General features: G+C 69.8%; 17 protein-coding genes and 1 tRNA gene. 10 read left to right on the top strand and 8 right to left on the bottom strand.

What is annotated here, in order from left to right:
* The coding region (locus tag OOT46_RS29730) for a thioesterase domain-containing protein (RefSeq protein ID WP_322114309.1) at positions 1 to 1,772 on the top strand (1,772 nt) is incomplete at its 5' end.
* Between the two features lie 111 nt (positions 1,773 to 1,883).
* On the opposite strand, the gene OOT46_RS29725 is transcribed toward OOT46_RS29730, so the two are convergent.
* Both OOT46_RS29725 and OOT46_RS29720 read right to left on the bottom strand, forming a co-directional pair.
* Positions 1,884 to 2,309, bottom strand: coding sequence for a hypothetical protein (locus OOT46_RS29725; protein ID WP_265407244.1), 426 nt, complete (start codon positions 2,307 to 2,309; stop codon positions 1,884 to 1,886).
* Positions 2,310 to 2,681: 372 nt separating this feature from the next.
* Positions 2,682 to 3,449: an SDR family oxidoreductase gene (locus tag OOT46_RS29720; protein ID WP_265407243.1), complete on the bottom strand. Its 768-nt coding sequence runs from the start codon at positions 3,447 to 3,449 to the stop codon at positions 2,682 to 2,684.
* An 84-nt stretch (positions 3,450 to 3,533) separates the two neighbouring features.
* Between OOT46_RS29720 and OOT46_RS29715 the strand changes: the two genes are divergently transcribed.
* A complete protein-coding gene (locus OOT46_RS29715) occupies positions 3,534 to 3,935 on the top strand; it encodes a hypothetical protein (protein WP_265407242.1) in 402 nt (133 codons plus the stop codon).
* A gap of 40 nt (positions 3,936 to 3,975) precedes the next feature.
* On the opposite strand, the gene OOT46_RS29710 is transcribed toward OOT46_RS29715, so the two are convergent.
* The 3 genes from OOT46_RS29710 to OOT46_RS29700 are packed head-to-tail and all read right to left on the bottom strand — an operon-like array spanning position 3,976 to position 9,596.
* Positions 3,976 to 5,169: an ATP-binding protein gene (locus tag OOT46_RS29710; RefSeq protein ID WP_265407241.1), complete on the bottom strand. Its 1,194-nt coding sequence runs from the start codon at positions 5,167 to 5,169 to the stop codon at positions 3,976 to 3,978.
* Between the two features lie 22 nt (positions 5,170 to 5,191).
* Positions 5,192 to 6,028: a CheR family methyltransferase gene (locus OOT46_RS29705; RefSeq protein WP_265407240.1), complete on the bottom strand. Its 837-nt coding sequence runs from the start codon at positions 6,026 to 6,028 to the stop codon at positions 5,192 to 5,194.
* A complete protein-coding gene (locus OOT46_RS29700) occupies positions 6,021 to 9,596 on the bottom strand; it encodes a response regulator (protein ID WP_265407239.1) in 3,576 nt (1,191 codons plus the stop codon). Before OOT46_RS29700 ends, OOT46_RS29705 begins: the two co-directional genes overlap by 8 nt.
* 136 nt (positions 9,597 to 9,732) lie before the next feature.
* Here OOT46_RS29700 and modA point away from each other — a divergent pair, with 136 nt between their 5' ends.
* From modA to modC, 3 genes are read left to right on the top strand one after another with little or no spacing between them, the layout of a single operon-like run.
* Complete coding sequence (gene modA / locus OOT46_RS29695; RefSeq protein ID WP_265407238.1) at positions 9,733 to 10,509, top strand: molybdate ABC transporter substrate-binding protein; 777 nt, start codon at positions 9,733 to 9,735, stop codon at positions 10,507 to 10,509.
* Between the two features lie 8 nt (positions 10,510 to 10,517).
* Positions 10,518 to 11,207 (top strand): molybdate ABC transporter permease subunit, encoded by a 690-nt coding sequence (gene modB / locus OOT46_RS29690; protein ID WP_265407237.1) that lies wholly within the window; start codon positions 10,518 to 10,520, stop codon positions 11,205 to 11,207.
* On the top strand, positions 11,204 to 12,280 hold the full coding sequence (gene modC, locus OOT46_RS29685) for a molybdenum ABC transporter ATP-binding protein (protein ID WP_265407236.1): 1,077 nt from the start codon (positions 11,204 to 11,206) through the stop codon (positions 12,278 to 12,280). The genes modB and modC overlap by 4 nt, the downstream gene beginning before the upstream one ends.
* A 19-nt stretch (positions 12,281 to 12,299) precedes the next feature.
* Here modC and OOT46_RS29680 read toward each other — a convergent pair whose 3' ends face one another.
* Positions 12,300 to 13,610 (bottom strand): hemolysin family protein, encoded by a 1,311-nt coding sequence (locus tag OOT46_RS29680; protein ID WP_265407235.1) that lies wholly within the window; start codon positions 13,608 to 13,610, stop codon positions 12,300 to 12,302.
* A 59-nt stretch (positions 13,611 to 13,669) separates the two neighbouring features.
* Here OOT46_RS29680 and OOT46_RS29675 point away from each other — a divergent pair, with 59 nt between their 5' ends.
* Positions 13,670 to 14,494, top strand: a complete 825-nt coding sequence (locus OOT46_RS29675; RefSeq protein ID WP_265407234.1) for a symmetrical bis(5'-nucleosyl)-tetraphosphatase — start codon at positions 13,670 to 13,672, stop codon at positions 14,492 to 14,494.
* A 36-nt stretch (positions 14,495 to 14,530) separates the two neighbouring features.
* Positions 14,531 to 14,620: transfer RNA gene (locus OOT46_RS29670), tRNA-Ser, on the top strand.
* Between the two features lie 93 nt (positions 14,621 to 14,713).
* Here OOT46_RS29670 and OOT46_RS29665 read toward each other — a convergent pair.
* Positions 14,714 to 15,313, bottom strand: coding sequence for a hypothetical protein (locus OOT46_RS29665; RefSeq protein ID WP_265407233.1), 600 nt, complete (start codon positions 15,311 to 15,313; stop codon positions 14,714 to 14,716).
* 458 nt (positions 15,314 to 15,771) lie between these two features.
* On the opposite strand from OOT46_RS29665, the gene yidD reads away from it, so the two are divergent.
* The 3 genes from yidD to OOT46_RS31090 all read left to right on the top strand — a co-directional run bounded on the left by yidD (position 15,772) and on the right by OOT46_RS31090 (position 17,257).
* Complete coding sequence (gene yidD / locus OOT46_RS31095; protein ID WP_416136278.1) at positions 15,772 to 16,191, top strand: membrane protein insertion efficiency factor YidD; 420 nt, start codon at positions 15,772 to 15,774, stop codon at positions 16,189 to 16,191.
* Between the two features lie 131 nt (positions 16,192 to 16,322).
* Entirely contained in the window at positions 16,323 to 16,982 is a 660-nt protein-coding gene (locus OOT46_RS29660) for a hypothetical protein (RefSeq protein WP_265407232.1), read from the top strand.
* Between the two features lie 197 nt (positions 16,983 to 17,179).
* Positions 17,180 to 17,257 carry a PEP-CTERM sorting domain-containing protein gene (locus tag OOT46_RS31090; protein WP_416136279.1) on the top strand — a complete coding sequence of 26 codons (78 nt, stop codon included), beginning with the start codon at positions 17,180 to 17,182 and terminating at the stop codon, positions 17,255 to 17,257.
* Positions 17,258 to 17,517: 260 nt separating this feature from the next.
* Here OOT46_RS31090 and OOT46_RS31085 read toward each other — a convergent pair whose 3' ends face one another.
* On the bottom strand, positions 17,518 to 17,769 hold the full coding sequence (locus OOT46_RS31085; protein WP_416136277.1) for a hypothetical protein: 252 nt from the start codon (positions 17,767 to 17,769) through the stop codon (positions 17,518 to 17,520).
* Positions 17,770 to 17,874: the final 105 nt, after the last annotated feature.

Genomic DNA, 17,874 nt, shown 5'->3' with positions numbered 1-17,874 from the left:
TCGGGCTGCTGTCGGCCTGGGCGGCGCCGGGCCGCCGCCTGCTCAATGCCTATGGCCCGAGCGAGGCCAGCGTCTGCGCGAGCATGCAGCTATGCGACGCCAACGACACGGAGGCGCCCTCCATCGGCCGACCCATGGTCAACACCTCGCTCCACATCCTCGATGCCCGGCAACGGCCGGTGCCCATCGGCGTGGTCGGCGAGATCTACATCGGCGGCATCGGTGTGGCCCGCGGCTACCTGGGCTTGCCGGAATTGACCGCCGAACGCTTCATCGACGATCCCTTCAGCCCCATCCCGGGCGCGCGGCTGTACAAGACCGGCGACCTCGGCCGCTGGCGCCCCGACGGCCGCATCGACTTCCTCGGCCGCAATGACCAGCAGCTCAAGCTGCGCGGCTTCCGCATCGAGCCCGGCGAGATCGAGGCCCGGCTCATGCAACTGTCCGCGGTGCGCGAGGCGCTGGTCGTCCTGCGCGAGGACACTGGCCACCAGCGCTTGGTCGCCTATGTGACGCCGCGAGGCGAGGACCGCCCCGACCCCGAGATGCTGCGCACCCGGCTCAAGGCGGGGCTGCCGGACTACATGGTGCCCGCCGCCTTCGTGTGCCTGCCGGCCCTGCCGCTCACGCCCAACGGCAAGGTGGACCGTCGCGCGCTGCCCGCGCCCGACCAGCAGGCACTCGCCCTGCGCCACTACGAAACCCCGCAAGGCGAGACCGAAGTCCTGCTGGCCTCGCTGTGGCAGGAGCTGCTGCAGCTCGAACGTGTCGGCCGCCACGACCACTTCTTCGACCTGGGCGGACACTCGCTGACAGCCATGGCGCTGATCACGCGGCTGCAGGGCCGCGGGGCCCGCGCCTCCCTGGCCGAGTTGTTCCAGCGGCCGGTCCTCAAGGACCTTGCCGAAGCACTGGACAGCGCCGCAGCGGTCGCGCCGCCCGCCGGCGCACAGGCCCTCCTGTTGCAGGCGGGGGCCGGCGGCGGCACCCCTCTGTTTTTCGTCCCGGAACTGAGCGGGGAGGTCCTGCCGTATGTCCAGCTGTCGGCCCTGTTGCCACTGGACGGGCCGATCTACGGCCTGGCGCTGCCCGCCGGCTGCGCGGCAGCCCGGGCCTCGGTGCCGGAACTCGCCGGGCTGTATGCGGCGGCCCTGCGCGAGGTGCAGCCGCGCGGGCCGTACCGGCTGGCCGGCTGGTCGCTGGGCGGGCTGCTGGCCTGGGAGGTGGCGAAGCAGCTGGGCGGCACGCAAGACGAGGTCGAGTTCCTCGGCTTGATCGACGCCTACACGCCTGCCGCGCTGGCCGGCCTGGACAACAGCGACGAGATCGCGGCCTTGCTCGGGCATGTGAAACACCACGGCCCGCAGGTCGATCTCCCGGCCCTGCGGGAGCTGATCGGCACCCGCGGGCTGGAGGCCGGCATCGCGCACTGCCGGCAGACGGGCTGGCTGCCGCGCGACTTCTCCGCCGCCGAGTTGCGCCAGGCGCTTGCCGCGAACCGGGCCTCGGCACGGCTGGTGGGCGACTATCGGGTGCCTTCCTTGGACCTGCCGGTGCACTTGTTCACGGCGGACGATGGCCACGGCGAGGATGCGAGCCGCGGCTGGCGCCCGGTGGCGGGCCGGCAGCTGCAGTTGAGCCGGGTCGGCGGCTCGCATGCCTCGATCATGAAGCTGCCTCACGTGGCACGGCTGGCGGCGGCCATCGCCAGGGTCCTGCCGCGCCGCGCGCCGGGGGCGAGCCCGGCGGTCGAGGCTGCAGAGATGGCTTGAGCGGTGGCAAGGCCAGTCGGCCCTGCCACCGAGCTTCGGCACCAGCCAGGCCGGGCCTCTACCCCGGCCTGGCCGCGCAAGGTGGCATCGTGGCGAGGTGAGGCACCCGCGCTAGGGGAGCGGAGCCGCGAACAAGGCGTCGAGCCCGAGCGCCGCAGCGGCGAGCAGTGGCGCCACCAGGAGCGATGTCCTCAGGAGCCACGCAATCGGCTGGGGATAGCGGTACGGCCCTTCGAAAAAGCGCCGGCCCAGCACCAGCAGGCGGTGCAACAGGCCGAGCGTGAGCGCCAGACCGAGGGTCAGCAGCGGCAGGCCCACTGCGCCGCGCTGGATCCAGTTGAACTCCAGGCCGGCCACATCCCCGGCACCCTGGCCCTGTGGCAAGGGGTCGGCAGAGCCGGTACCGGGCCCACATCCGAGCCTCGTGCCGTCGCGCTGCCAGTCTTTGTAGGCGGAGCGGGTCACGACGCCACCGATGCCCAGCAGGAAGGCATTGACGACGAGGCACAGGAACAGCGCGCGCCAGTCCAGTTTCACGGTATTCGACCTCCCAGAACGTCTTTCTTGTCTGCCCCGCCTTGCCAAGCCGCTGCGGACGGACTGCCCGATACCGCGGCGGGTCAGGCCGGCCGTCGGGGGCAGGAGATCGCGCAGGCACCGGACGCGCACAACGACCTGCTTCGCACGGGGCACCCTCGGAAGCTTGTCTTGTGAAGTCCTGCCCCCGGGGGCGAGGCAGGACCGGCAATGCCTTGCGGCGCTGCGAGGCGTGATTCTCGGTGCAGCGGCAGCGGCAAGGTGCAGGGTCAACCCCCGCGAATAAGGGGGGTCTCGCAGGAGGCGGCGGGATTCGTGAAAACTGCTCGGACCGTCTCGGCGGCGAAACACTTGGCCGCGCAGACGCGCGGCTCAGGTCCCGCCGATGTTCTGCATCAGGCCGCCATCGACGAAGTAGCTGCTGCCGGTGACATAGCTGGCAGCATCGCTCGCGAGGAACAGCACCACCTGCGCCACTTCCTCGGGCCGCCCGGGGCGACGCATCGGGATGTTGTCGTGCGCCCGCTCGCGCCCTTCCGGCCGGCTCAGCGCGTCGGCCGTCATCGGCGTCGCGATCATCCCGGGCGCGACATTGTTGATGCGCACACCTTGACTCGCGAGCTCGTGGGCGAGATTGCGGGTCACCGAGCGCAGGCCGGCCTTGGCTGCTGAATAGGCGGTGCCGCCGGGGATCGGAATCTCCTCGTGGACCGAGGTGATGTTGACGATGGCGCCGCCACCGTGCTCGCGCATGTGCAGCGCCGCGGCCCGGCACAGCACCCAGGGCGTCACCAGGTCGACGTTCAGCACCTGCACGAAACGCTGCAGCGTCGTGTCCAGCGACGAGGACGTGCCGGAGGCCCGCCCCGCGTTGTTGACCAGCACGTGCAGCCGGCCGAGCCGCTGCAAGGCCTCCTCGAAAAAGCGCTCCCCCTCGCGGGGGTCGGAGAAGTCGGCTTGCAGCACTTCGGCCCTGCGGCCCGCCTGCCGCACCCGGGTCGCGGTGTCCTGCGCGCCATCGCGGTCGCTGTGGTAATGGATCAGCACGTCGGCGCCTTCCTGCGCGAAGGCGACGGCAATGGCCTGCCCGATGCCGCTGTCCGCGCCGGTGACGATGGCGGTCTTGCCTTGCAGTTTCATGGAGAGATCCTCGCGGTCTGAAACCCTGCCGCGGCTGCAAGGGACATGCCCTGCACTGGCGTGGTGTTTGCTTGGGCGTCGCTCATGAACGCCTCGCCTTCCCCCCTGCCCCGTGGTCTTGCCGCTCTGCTGCTGGCCGCGAGTTGCGCCGCCTGGTCCCAGGCCCCGGCGGGCAGCGCGCCTGCCGCCGTCCAGTCCAGCTTCGAAACGCTGATCCGCGCGACACTGGACAACGATCCGACCCGCTTCCACGCGGCCTGCCATGAGGAGATCCGCAGCGCCGTCACGCCGGAGAAACTCTCGGGCGTCAGTCACACGGTCAAGCCCGTGCTCGGCGACGGCTACCAGACCCAGTACCTCGGCAGCTACCGCAAGACGGGGATGGACGTGCACCTCTTCAGGCTGGACCCGCGTGCCGGCGAGGACGACGTGCTGGTCGTGCTCGCGATGCGCGGCGCCAAGTGCGCCGGCTTCCTGCTGCAGTGAGCTGACCCGCCGGTAGAACGAGCCGACGGCTCTGTACGAATTACCGGGCCGACTCGGCGGCGGTCGGAGCCCGCAGCGGCAAGGCGAAACAGAAACACGCCCCCTCGTCAGGCCGGCTCTGCGCCCAGACCCGGCCGCCGTGCCGGGCCAGGATGCGCTTGACCGACGCCAGACCGACGCCCACGCCCTCGAAGCTGCTGGCCGCATGCATGCGGAAAAATGCGCTGAACAGCCGCTCGGCCTTGCTGCTGTCGAAGCCCACCCCGTTGTCGCGCACGCGGTAGACGGTCTCCTCCTCGCCTTGCTCGGCGTCGATCCAGATACGCGCCGGGTCGCGGGTGCGGGAGTACTTGAGGGCGTTGGAGATCAGGTTCATCCAGACCTGCCGGAGCAGCGTCTCGTCGCCCTGGGCGCGCGGCAGCGGCCGCACCTCCCACTCCACCTGCCGCCCCTCGATCTCGCGGGCCAGCTGGACGCGGCAGTCCTGCACCAGCGCCTCCATGTCCACCGGCCCGGTGCTCAGCGCCTCCGAGCCCAGCCGGGCGAAACGCAGGAACTCGCCGATCAGGCAGCGCATGCGCAGCGTGGACTCGCGGATGGTGTGCACGTACTGCTGCTCGGTCGGCCGCAGGTGCTCCCTGGCCGAGGCCTCGAGCAACTCGATGAAACCCTCCACATGGGTCAGCGGCGTGCGCAGGTCGTGCGAGACCGCGGCGCAGAAGGCGTCCAGCTCGGCATTGGCGGCGGCCAGCTCGGCGTTGCGTCGCTCCAGCAGCAGGTTCAGCGCCTCCAGCTCGGCAGCCGCGCGTTCGCGCTCGCGGATTTCGCGCTTGAGGTTGCGGCGCGCCTGCTCCAGGTCGATGAAAACCTCCACCTTGGCGCGCAGGATGGCCGGCACGAAGGGTTTGGTGAGGTAGTCGACCGCGCCGGCCGAGTAGCCTTCGAAGACCATCTCCGGGCTCTTCTCCAGCCCGGTCAGGAAGATGATGGGGGTGGTCTGCGACCGGCGCCGCGAGCGGATCAGGCTGGCGGTCTCGATGCCGCTCATGTCCGGCATGCGGACATCCAGCAGGATCACCGCGAAGTCGTCGTCGAGCACACGCTTCAAGGCCTCCTGGCCCGACTGCGCCGGGACCAGGCGTTGCCCCAGCGGCCCGAGCACCGCCTCCAGCGCCAGCAGATTGGCCGGCTCGTCGTCCACCATCAGGATGCTGACGGGGTCGCTGTACGTCATGTGAGACCTTGGATCTTGCACACTAGCGGGCCCTGCGGAACAGAGGCTCGCGCTGGTCGATGCGCTCGTAGTCGCGCTGGTGGGCCGAATGCAGCAGCGACTCGCTGCTGCCCAGCGCCAGGAAACCCAGCGGCGACAGGCTCTCGTGGATGATCGAGAAGGCGCGCTCCTGGGCGCGGTGGTCAAGGTACATCAGCACGTTGCGGCACGACACCAGATGGAACTCGTTGAAGGACATGTCGCTCACCAGGTTGTGCACCGCGAATACCGCGTTGCCCAGCAGGTGCGGGCGGAAACGGCTGTAGCCCTCCGCCACTTCGAAGTAGTCGAGGAAACGGTGTTTGCCTCCTGCCGCGCGGTAATTCGCTTCATAGTTCCCCAGCAGGGAAGCATCGACCGTGCCCGAACGGGCCGCCGCCAGCACGGCTTCGCTGAGGTCGGTGGCATACAGCGTGCAGCGCTCGCCCAGGCCTTCCTCCTCCAGCAGGATGCGCAGCGAAAACAGTTCCTGGCCGGTGGAGCAGCCGGCCACCCAGATGCGCGGGTGCGGATAGGTGCGCAGCCAGGGCACCACCTGCTCGCGCAGGGCCAGGAAAAAGCTCGGGTCCCGGAACATCGTCGTGACATGCAGGGTGAGCGCCGAGCGCAGCCGCGCCAGGCAGTCCGGGTCGGTCTGGGCGCAGTGCAGCAGGCCGGCGAGGCTGCCGACCCCCTCGGCGTGGACGCGCCGCATCACCCGCCTCAGCATGGTGGGGTGCTTGTACTGGCGGAAGTCCTCGCCCGAGTGCTGGTACACCAGCTCCAGCAAGGCGTTGAGGCCGTTCTTCATCTCGTCGCTGAGCGGCCTGTCCTCACTCATCGCGCGCCCCAGTCAGCAGGACCCGCAACATCGCCCGCAGGCGGTCCATGTCCACCGGCTTGGTGAGATAGTCCGAGGCGCCGGCGTCGATGCAGCGCTGGCGGTCGCCGGGCATCGCCTTGGCCGTGATGGCGATCACGGGCAGCGCCTGCAGACCCGGCAGACGGCGCAGCTGCCGCATTGCCTCGTAGCCGTCCATCCTGGGCATCATCACGTCCATCAGCACGGCCTGCACGTCAGGCTCCAGCTCCAGCTGGCGCAGGCCGTCCTCACCGCTTTCCGCGTGCACCACGGTCATGCCGTAGGCCTCGAGCGCCGCGGTGGTCGCAAAGATGTTGCGCATGTCGTCGTCCACCACCAGCACCTTGCGCCCGGACAGCACCGGGTCTTCCTGGTGGCCGCGCTCGATCATGCGCTGCTTGGTCTCGGGCAGGCGCAGCTCCTGGCGGTTCAGCAGCAAGGCCGTTTCGCCGAGCAGGCGCTCGGGCGAACGCACCCCCTTGACGATGATGGCCTCGGAGATGGGCTTGAGCGCCGCCTCCTCGGCACGCGTCAGCTCGCGCCCGGTGTAGATCACCACCGGCGGGCAATGCGCGCCGAAGCGCTCGTGCATCGCGGTCAGCAGGTCGGCCCCTTCCATGTCGGGCAGGCCCAGGTCGACCACCACGCAGTCGAAGGTGGAGCCGGCCAGCGCGTCGAGCGCCTGCTGGCCCGAGCCCACCCCGGTGGCGTAGACATCGCCGTTGCCGATCAGGTCGAGGATGGCCTGACGTTGCACGGCATCGTCCTCCACCACCAGCAAGGTGCGGTAGGGCCGCGCCAGCCGTTCCATCTGCACACCCAACACGCTCTCGAGCAGCGCCGGCGTCAGACCGGCCGACGGGATCGCGGAGGCCGCCCCCAGCCGCAGCGCGCGCTCGCGCTCGCCCGGCGCGCACACCAGGTGCACCGGCACGTGGCGCGTGCGCACGTTCTGCTTCAGCATGCCCAGCGCGACCCAGCCCTGGTCCTCGTCCATCGCCGCCTCGAGCACGATCATCATGGGCCAGACGCGCTGGCACAGCGCGCTGATCTGCGCGAGGTCGGACAGCCGCAAGGCCTCGATGCCGTGCGAGCGGGCCACCTCGCTCACCTGCTCCACCACGCCGGCCTGGCTGTGCGCCACGATGATGCTGCGGCTGGACGCCGGCGGCCCCCCCTTGCGGGCAACGCCGCCAGGCAGCGCTTCGGCGGGCGGCGCCGCCGGCACGCGAGGCGACGCGGGGCTCGCCGTGTCGGAGCCCGTCCCGCCGTGCGGCGCGGGCGGCGACAGCTCCTCCGCGAGCGCGTACCGGGCGGACGTCAGCGGCAGGTAGAGCGTGAACACACTGCCCTGCTGCAGCGTGCTCTCGACCGTCAGCACCCCACCGAGCAGCCGCGCCAGCTTCTGGCTGATCGACAGGCCCAGCCCGGTGCCGCCGTACTTGCGCGCGGTGCCCCGGTCGCCCTGGTGGAAGGACTCGAAGATGCGCTGCTGCTGCTCGGGCGCAATGCCGACCCCGGTGTCGCGCACCGAGATCGCCATCCAGCGCTCGGCCGGCGGCAGCGTGTCGTCCACGGGCGCTGCCTCGGCGGGAGCGATGGTGAAAGTGACGCGGCCCTGCTCGGTGAACTTGAAGGCATTGGCCAGCAGGTTCTTGACGATCTGCCAGAGGCGGCGTGCGTCGGTCGAGACCGCCGCCGGGAGCGCCGGGTCGAGCCGCGTCTCGAACCCGAGCCCCTTGGCGTCGGCCATCGCCCGGAAGGTGCTCTCCGCCGAGCGGATCAGCTCGGCCAGCGTGTGGTCCTCCAGGTCCACCTGCACCGTGCCGGACTCGATCTTCGCGAGGTCGAGGATGTCGTTGATCAGCGAGAGCAGGTCCTCACCGGCGCCGTGTATCGTGCGCGCGTACTCCACCTGCTTGTCGCTGAGCGTGCCCTCGGGGTTCTCCGACAGCAGCTGCGACAGGATCAGCAGGCTGTTGAGCGGGGTGCGCAGCTCGTGCGACATGTTGGCGAGGAACTCGGACTTGTAGGCCGAGGCCGCAGCGAGCTGCTGGGCCTGCTCCCGCAGCACCTCGCTGGTCTGGCGCAGCTCGGTGTTGGCCTCCTCGTACTCCTCGTTGGTCTGCTGCAGACGCTCCTGCTGCTCGCGCAACAGGCTCTCGGACTGGCGCAGCTCCTCCGCCTGGGCCTCCAGTTCGTCGTAGGACTGGGTCAGCTCGGCCTGCTTGACCTGCAGGCTGGCGGTGAGGCGGTTCGACTCGGCCAGCGCCTCCTGCAGCGCCTCACGCGCCTCCAGCCCGTTGAGCACCACCGCCAGGCTGCCCATGAAACGCTCCAGGAAGTCGCGCTCCCTGGCCTCCACCGGCTCAACGAAACCCAGCTCGATGACCGCCTTGACCTCCTTCTCGTAGACCGCGGGCAGCACCAGGATGTCCGCCGGCGGCGCGGCTCCGAGGGCCGAGCTGATACGCAGGCCGTAGCCGGGCGGTACCGGGTGCAGCCGCAGCACCTTGGCCTCGACGGCGCACTGGCCGACCAGGCCCTGCCCCGGCTCGATGTGTTGAGGGGCGTCCTCGGCGCCGTAGGCGACACAGCGCTCCAGCCCGGGCCGGCCGGGCTTGCGGCTGCAGATGTAGAGCGCCGCGTACGGCGCCCGCACCAGCGGCGCGAGCTCGGACATCGCACTCCGGCAGAAGTCGTGCAGGGCCAGCTGGCTCTGGAACATCGGCAGGAAGCGCGCCAGCGCCGACTTGATCCAGTCCTCCTCCGACAAGCGAACCTCGCGTTCGCGCACCTGGGCGGTCATCTGGTTGAAGACAAGCGCCACCTGGCCGAGTTCGTCACGCGACTCCGGCAATTGCAAGGCGTAGTCGCCCCCGCCGACGCGCAGCGCGCCCTGCTGCAGGCGCCGCAGCGGCACGACGATGGCGCGGGCGGTGACGACCAGTCCCAGCGCCACGATCACCAGGGTCAACGCGGTCGTCCCGGTGATCAGCCAGCGGGTGTTGCGGCCGGTCTCGCGGGCTTGCGCACGACGCTGCTCCAGCAGCTCGCGTTCGCTGGCGGCGAGCGCTTCCAGGATCCCGCGGGTGCGCTCGGAAAGCATGAAGCTTTCCTGCTGCAGCTGCCGGGTGGTCTCGGTACCGGCCTGGTCCTGCGCCTCTGCGAGCAGGCGCTCCAGCACCCCCATGCGGCGCTGCAGCAGCGGTTCGAGTTCGTTGAGCCGCGCCTGCTGCTCCCAGTTGTCCAGCGTTCTCAGTCGCAGCGCTTCCATCGAGCTGCGCAGGCGCTGGCGCGAGAGCTGGTAGTTCTCCAGCAACTGCGGCGAGCGAGCCAGGCGGTAAGCCCTCGCACTGCTCTCGGTCTCGGCCAGCTGCGTCGAGGTCTCGCCGATGCTGTGCAGCACCTCCAGGGTGTGCGTGACCCAACGCTCGTCGGTCTCGACCGCGCCGAGCCGGCCCAGCGACAGGCTCCCCACCACGAGCAACCCCAACAGGGCCGGCACCAGCCCCAGGCCCAGCCGCGAGGGGATCGAGAGAGTCATGAAACCGTGCTCCGGGGATCGCCAACGCGCGACGTGTTGTGATCTCACCTTTTCAGCAAGCGTCGTGCCCGCGCGCGGGAGAACCCCTCCGGTAGACTTCGCGGCACCGTTTTGCTTTTCGCACAGGACCGCTGCGATGACCCCTCTGTTCCGCTGGATCGGCATGCTCGCGCTCGCACACGGCGTCGCCGGGACGGCCGCAGCCGCCGAGCTGACCGTGTTCGCCGCGGCCAGCCTGACCCAGGCCCTGCAGGAGGCAGGCCGGGTCTTCCAGGCGCGCGGCGGCCAGGCGCCGCGTTTCGCCTTCGCCGCCTCGTCGACGCTGGCGCGCCAGATCGAAGCCGGTGCACAGGCCCAGCTGTTCCTGTCGGCCGACCAGGCCTGGATGGACTATCTCGCGCAGCGACGCCTCATCGAGCCGGCCTCGCGCGTCGACCTGCTCGGCAACCGCCTGGTGCTGGTGACGCCCGCCGAGCGCCCGCTCAGACAGTCCTTGCAGAAGGGTTGGGACCCGGCCACGCTGCTGGGCGCGAACGGCCGCCTCGCCACCGGCGATCCGGCCCATGTGCCGGTCGGCAAGTACGCGCAGGCCGCCCTCACCCGGCTCGGCAGCTGGCCCGCGGTGGAGCCCCGGCTGGTGCGGGCCGATTCGGTGCGCGCGGCGCTCGCGCTGGTGGAGCGCGGCGAGGTGCCGGCCGGCATCGTCTACCAGACCGATGCCGCGCTGTCCAAGGCGGTGCAGGTAGCCGGCGTCTTCCCGGCCGAGAGCCACCCGCCCATCGTCTATCCGATGGCGCTGGTCGCCGGCGCCAGCGGGCCGGCAGCCGCGCAGGCGCGCGAGTTCCACGCCTGGCTGCGCGGCGCGCAGGCGGCCGAGATCTTCAAGCGCCACGGCTTCACCGTGCTGCCTTGACGGCCGCCATGTTCAGCCCGCTGGAGTGGGAGGCGCTGCGTCTGAGCCTGCGGGTCGCCGCGCTCAGCACGCTGATCAGCCTGCCGGCCGGCCTGCTGGTGGCCTGGCTGCTGTCGCGTGCGCGCTGGCCGGGCAAGGCCCTGCTCGACACGCTGGTGCATGCCCCGCTGGTGCTGCCGCCGGTGGTGATCGGCTACCTGCTGCTGATCTCGCTGGGCACGCGGGCGCCGCTCGGGCGCTGGCTGCAGGAGCACTTCGGGGTGCAGCTGATCTTCACCACCGCGGGCGCGGTGACCGCCGCCGCCGTGATGTCCTTCCCGCTGATGGTCAGGGCGATGCGCCTGTCGCTCGACGCGGTCGACCGCGGCCTGGAGGTGGCGGCCCGCACTCTGGGCGCGACGCGGCTCGACGCCTTCCTGAGCATCACCTTGCCGCTGATGCTGCCCGGCATCCTGTCGGGCAGCATGATGGCCTTCGCGGCCAGCCTGGGCGAGTTCGGGGCGACCATCACCTTCGCCTCCAACATCGAGGGCGAGACACGCACGCTGCCGCTGGCCATCTACACCGCGACGCAGACGCCCGACGGCGACCGTGCGGCGCTGCGCCTGGTGGGCCTGTCGATGGCGCTGGCCGTGACGGCACTGCTGGCCTCCGGCTGGCTGGAACGGCGCACGCGGCGCTGGCTGTCCCAGCCATGATCGAACTCGACATCCAGCGCCGACTCGGCCGCCTGCAGCTGCAGGTGCAGGCTCGCCTCCCCCTGCAGGGCGTGACCGCCGTCTGGGGGCCGAGCGGCTCGGGCAAGACCAGCCTCGTGAACGCGGTGGCCGGCATCCTGCGGCCCGACAGCGGCCGCATCTCTATCGGCCCGCGGGTGTATTTCGATGCGGCGCGCCGCATCGACCTGCCGATGGAACAGCGCGGCATCGGGTATGTCTTCCAGGACGCCCGGCTGTTTCCGCACCTCAGCGTGGCCGGCAACCTGCGGTATGGGCTGAAGCGCTGTGGCGCCCGCGGCTTGGGGGTCGGCTTCGACGCCGTGGTCGAGGTACTGGGCATCGCCGCCCTGCTGCAGCGGCGCCCGGCATCGCTGTCGGGTGGCGAGCGCCAGCGGGTCGCGCTGGGCCGGGCCCTGCTGCGCCAGCCGGCCCTGCTGCTGATGGACGAGCCGCTCGCGGCGCTCGACGCGGCGCGCAAGGACGAGGTGCTGCCGTATATCGAGCGCCTGTGTCGGGAGTTCCGGCTGCCGGTGCTGTATGTGAGCCACTCGATGGACGAGGTGACGCGGCTGGCGCAGCACCTGCTGATCCTGCACGAGGGGCGCAGCGTGGCCTGTGGCGACCTGATCGAGCTGATGTCGCGCGCCGAGCATGCGGCGCTGCTGGGCCGCTTCGAGGAAGGCGCCGTGCTGCCCTGCGAGGTGAGCGCCCATGATCCGCACTACCGCCTGAGCACCTTGCGCTTCGCCGATGGCGAGCTGCGCGTGCCGCTGCTGCAAGTGCCGCTCGGCACGCGGGTGCGGGCGCGGCTGCGGGCCCGCGACGTGGCACTGGCGCTCGCGCCGTCCGACACCTTGAGCATCAGCAACCAGCTGCCCGGACACATCGAGGCGCTGGACGCGGGCGAAGGCCCCTACCTGGACGTCACGGTGAACCTCGGCAGCACGCGGGTGCGGGCCTTGATCACCCGCGAGTCCCGCGACCGGCTGGGCCTGCGGCCGGGTCGGCCGGTGTGGGCCCTGGTCAAGTCGGTGGCCCTGGACGCGCGCTGAGCGGCGCGGCCGGCATTTTTCAGTCCTCGGCCCGGGCCTCGGGCGGCAGGCGGGTGGCCAGGACCTTGTCGATGCGCTTGCCGTCGAGGTCGACGACCTCGAAGCACCAGCCCTCCCACTCGACCTTGTCGGCGGTCTGGGGCAGGCGGCCCAGCAGCAGCATCACCATGCCCGCCAGCGTGTTGTAGCGGCCGCGGTCCTCCTCGGGCAGCTCGCGGATCGCCAGCCCGTCCTTCAGCTCGTGCACCGGCATCAGCCCGTCGACCAGCCAGCTGCCGTCCTCGCGCTGCACCATCCAGGCGTCGTCCGGCCGGCTGGCCGAGCGGAACTCGCCGGTGATGGCCTCGAGCACGTCCTGCAGGGTGATCATGCCCTGGATCTCGCCGTATTCGTCGACCACGAACACCATCTGCATGTCCGAGGCCCGGAAGCTCTCGAGCAGTTCCATGCCGGTCAAGGTCTCGGGCACGAACACCGGGGCCTGCAGGTTGGCCGCGGTCAGATCGATGCCGCGGCCCTGCGCGAGCTGCTGCAGCAGCTGACGTGCCGCGACGAACCCGATCACGTCTTCCAGACCGCCGCGGCAGACCGGGTAGCGCGAGTGCTCGGTGCGGGCGATGATGTCGAGCGCCGCCTCGGGCGGAGCGCTGGCGTCGAGCCAGATGATCTCGCCGCGCGGAATCATCATCGACGAGACCTGCCGCTCGTCGAGGCGGAACACATTGCGCACCATCTGGTGCTCATGGGCCTCGATGACACCGGCGTCCAGGCCCTCCTCCAGGCTGGCGGCGATCTCCTCCTCGGTCACCGAGCGGTTGGGCGCCTCCTTGATGCCCAGCAGCCTCAGCACCGCCTGGGTCGCCACCGACAGCACCACGACAAAGGGCTTGACGGCATAGGACAGCCAGTTCATCGGCTGGGCCACCAGGCGTGCCACCGATTCGGGGTACATCTGGCCCAGCCGCTTGGGCACCAGCTCGCCGAAGATGATGGTCAGGAAGGTGAGGATCACGACCACGAGGCCGGTCGCGATCACATTGGCGATGCCCGGGGACAGCGCGAAGCGGTGCATCAGCCAGGCACCCAGCGGCTGCGAAAAGGCCGCATCGCCGACGATGCCGTTGAGCACACCGATGGAGGTGATGCCGATCTGCACCAGCGACAGGAAGCGGTTGGGGTCGTCGTGCAGCTCCATGGCCGCGCGGGCGCCCGCGTCGCCGCTCTCCACCAGGATCTGCAGGCGGGCCTTGCGCACGGCGGTCAAGGCCATCTCCGACATGGCGAACGCACCATTGAGGAGCACGAGGAAGATCAGTAAGGCAAGGTCCATGCAGGGCCGGCGAGGCGGGTGTATCCGGGAAATCGCAGCAGCGTAGCAGAATCGCGCCCATGATCTATCTAATCGGCGACCTGCAGGGCTGCTGTGATGCCCTCGACCGGCTGCTGGCGAAGCTCGCTTTCAGCCCCTCCCGCGACCGCGTCTACCTGCTGGGCGACCTGGTCAACCGCGGCCCCGGCTCGCTGGAGGTGCTGCGCCGCCTGCACGGATATGGCGACGCGGCCACCTGCCTGCTGGGCAACCACGACCTGCATCTGCTGGCGGTGGCCCACGGCGTGCGGCCGCCCCACCGGCGCGACACGCTGGCGCCGGTGCTGGACGCGCCGGACCGCGACCGCTGGCTCGAATGGCTGCGGCACCAGCGCCTGGCGGTCCACGAACACGGCTGGCTCATGGTGCATGCCGGCGTGGTGCCGCAGTGGGACGTGGCGCTGACGCTGCAGCTGGCCGGCGAAGTCGAAGCGCAACTGCGCAGCCCGGACTTCGGGAGTTTTCTGCAGGTGATGTACGGCAACCAGCCGGCGCGCTGGAGCGACGAGCTGCGAGGCCACGACCGGCTGCGCAACGCCGTCAACACGCTCACGCGCATCCGCTTCTGCACGCCCGACGGCCACCTGGAGTTCGCCGCCAAGGAAGAGGCCGCGAAGGCGCCCGAAGGCTACCTGCCCTGGTTCGAGGTGCCGGGTCGGCGCACCGCCGACAGGCCGGTCGCCTTCGGCCACTGGTCGACGCTGGGGCTGATGCAACGCGAGAACCTGCTGGCGCTGGACACCGGCTGCGTTTGGGGCGGCCAGCTGTCGGCGGCCTGCATCGAACAGGGCCGGGTGCGGGAGGTGGTGCAGGTCGAATGCGCGCAGGCGCAGGCGCCGGGTTGAGGCGCTCGCCGCCGCGGGTAGAATCGGCGGCTTGCTGGAGGTGTGGCCGAGTGGTTTAAGGCACTGGTCTTGAAAACCAGCGAAGGGGTGACCCTTCCGTGAGTTCGAATCTCACCGCCTCCGCCAAGCCTCTGAGGCTGCCACGGATCGCGGGCCCCTGACGGCGCCCAGCCATCCACCGGCCCCTCGCCGCCTGCCGCGCTTGAAGGCGCTCCCGCGCTAGCGAGAGTAGGTCAGCGTGGAGAGCACCTTTGCAACACCGACGCGGGCCGCTTTTTCGTTCACCGCGCGCGTGTGCGTGTGCACGAGACAGACAAAGCCTTTGCCACAGGTCTTCATGGCGTAGATATCGAAGAGCTTGGCAAGAGGGTCGCCCTCGGCAAACGCCGTATTCTCATACTTCGCGCCCAGCGCCTCATGCGAACCGATTCGGTAGGGCTCGTAGACTGTTTTCGTGTAGTTCTTTGAGCCGTCCTGGTGCACTCCGATCAGATAGTCCGCCGCCTCTTTGAGCGACGAAATCATCTCGGCAGGATACACCTGCACCTGGACATTCAACGCAGCCGTCGAAATATCGGGCTTGTCTGCTTGAACGTCCACAAGCACGACCTTGTCCTGCATCTCGTGGCTGGTCACCTGCCAATTTCCCGGAAAGTCGAACTTCACGCCTTGCCGGGAATACTTCTTGACGTGGGCAAGGTCTGGAGCAGCAATCGGTTGCCCGAAGTTATAAGTCTGCGCCATGGCGTGGGGTGCCGAGCCGCACAACAGCAAGGCTGTGATCGCGGAGAGGACCTTGAAGCGAATTGGTTGATTCATGATGTGGGTCGTGACCAGGACGTAATGCGGCCAGAGGCGGCTGGTCCAGGCCGTCTCGCCGAAACGAATGTTCGCAATGCTTGTTGTCGGCCTTGTGGCTCGATGAGCGGCCTCAGCCCACGGGCGGTGACACCCGGTCGTTGTGCGTTTTCATGGCCCCCCCTTGATGTAGTTGGCACGACCGCGACGCACTCTTCGGTGGGTCGGTTCGTGAAATTATTTTTCGTGGGCCAGAGTTTAGGAGGCGCGCCGGAACGGGCTTTCCACCCATCTGGGGGATAGCTTGTGTCCGAACCTTGCAAGCGGAAGACAAAAACTCCCGTGCTGGCTTTGCCACCTATCGCGGCGACAACGCAGGGGGGCCCAAGGGAAGGCCAACGCGTCGTCAGAGCCCTGCCGCAGAGAGGCACCCTAGAATCTGCCGCGGGCGGACACCGCCGCCGCCATTTCTCTCTCACATGCGAAGTTTCATTCTCGCCGCCATCCGGGGCTATCAGCGCTACCTGTCTCCCTACAAAGGCTACTGCTGTGCGTGGCGCTGCCATACCGGCCGCGCCAGTTGCTCGACACTCGGATACCGGGCGGTCCGGCGTTATGGGGTCTTGAACGGCCTCGCGATCCTGAGACGAAGAACCTATCTGTGTGGCGTGGCCCACCGGCGGCACAGCCCCGCGCCACGACGTCCGCCGGCACCACAGCGTGGCGACTGCGATGTGGGTTGTGACCTGCCCTGGCCCGACGGCTGCCGTGTATTGGACGCCTGCAACTGCGGCAGTTGCGACTGGCCGGAGAGGAAACGCAAGCAACGCAGGTCGGAGGAACGGTATGTCTACATTCCTCCGAACTCCAGGTGGGGCGACGACAAGCGCCGGCGCTGAGGCCATGCAGCGACCGAACTGCCTCGTTGTCAGGCCCCGGCGGCCTCCTGGCTCGACACCTCCGCGAAACGCAAGGCGGCCGGACCGGCCCGCGTGAGCGAACTGCGTCCGGGTCGCCCGCTGGTGGCGCGATGGGCCTCGGCGACCCGCGCGTCGCGCGCCAGGACCGGGTGGCCTTCTTCCGCGTCGCAGACAGCGCAGTCGGTACCCGGGGACGCGACCTGGCGGCGACGACGCGGGAAGAGCGCATTCCCGAGCGGCCGTCCTCCCTCAGCGTGATACGACTGTCCGACGACGAAGGCCGGGCCGCTGAGCACCGGCGCCTGCACAGCGTCGAGACCGACGCGAGTGCCGAAGGCCTGGCGGTCTGCCCGGACGGCCGGCTGGTGGCGACCGTGAACAGGCGCGGCACGGCCTTTCCGGCGGGCTCCCCGCGGCACCAGCGCGAAGCGAGCGTGACCCTGCTGCGCTTCGACCCGGCCAGCGGGACGCTCATCAAGCTGCAGGACCATCGCTTCGAAGGCGTGCTGCCCGAGGGCGGTAGCTTCGACCTGTCGGGCCGGCACTTCGTGGCCACGGTGTTCCGCGTCAACGACGGCGAGCCGCCCACCTTGCGGCGGCTGGGGCGCATCCCGTTGCCGCAGGGGGCGCACCCTGTGCAGATGGCTCACTGGCATCGCGCCAGGCTCCTGAGAACCGCCGGACCAGCAGGGATCGGACCCGTGCATTGGCTCTGGATGACCCGGGTACGAACGCGCTCCCGCCTCTTCTGCCTGCCAGCAGGCTTGTAACCGCGCCCTGCTTGGGGCTGCGAGCGAGCGTCCGCGCGACAGCCGGCCCACCACGCTGCGTTTCTTCGGCAGCATCCCGGGGCAGCCCGGGCACGGACTGGAGCCAGCGACGATCCGTCCTGCGCCAGCTTCTCCTGCACGACGCCGGTCTCCGACACGGCGTCTCGGGCGAGCTGTCCTTCTATGCCCTGCCGGCCGTGCCGGAGCCGGCCACCTGGCTGTCGATGCCGGGCGGTCTCGCCTTGCTGGCCGGGTGCAAGCGACGCAAGGCGTAGTCGGCAGCGCCACCGTCGGCAGAGCCGGGAAGGGGTGCCGCGGCGCAAGCGAGGCTCCGATCCGGCACTGCGAGACGCGGGCCGCCGCCGAGCCGGCCCGCCCGGCTCTACACCCCGGTTTCAATTCACGCCCGCTGTCACTGACGGGCGAAGCGCCCATGTCAGGCCGGCCGAACTCTTTGCCGCGGTTTCAATCCACGCCCGCCATCACTGACGGGCGAAGCGCGCGCGACATCACCAATCGTCGTCTGCAGCTTGTTTCAATCCACGCCCGCCACACTGACGGGCGAAGCGTGAGGGCGGTCACCTGCGCGTTGATGCTCGAGGTGTTTCAATCCACGCCCGCCATCACTGACGGGCGAAGCGCTGCCGGCCGTGGTGTAGCCCTCCAGCGACAGCGGTTTCAATCCACGCCCGCCATCACTGACGGGCGAAGCGACCAGCGGCACGCCCTGCGCAACAGCTGGACCCTGTTTCAATCCACGCCCGCCATCACTGACGGGCGAAGCCACCCACCCTCCCGCGGCGCAAGTGCCGGCCGGGTGGTTTCAATCCACGCCCGCCATCACTGACGGGCGAAGCGCCCGTGAGGGGGGAGGGAGGCAGCCCGCTCCCAT

Origin of the sequence: Aquabacterium sp. A7-Y, from assembly GCF_026153205.1 — a bacterium.
Taxonomy (GTDB): domain Bacteria; phylum Pseudomonadota; class Gammaproteobacteria; order Burkholderiales; family Burkholderiaceae_C; genus Caldimonas.
This window is presented reverse-complemented; position numbering and strand designations above follow the sequence as displayed.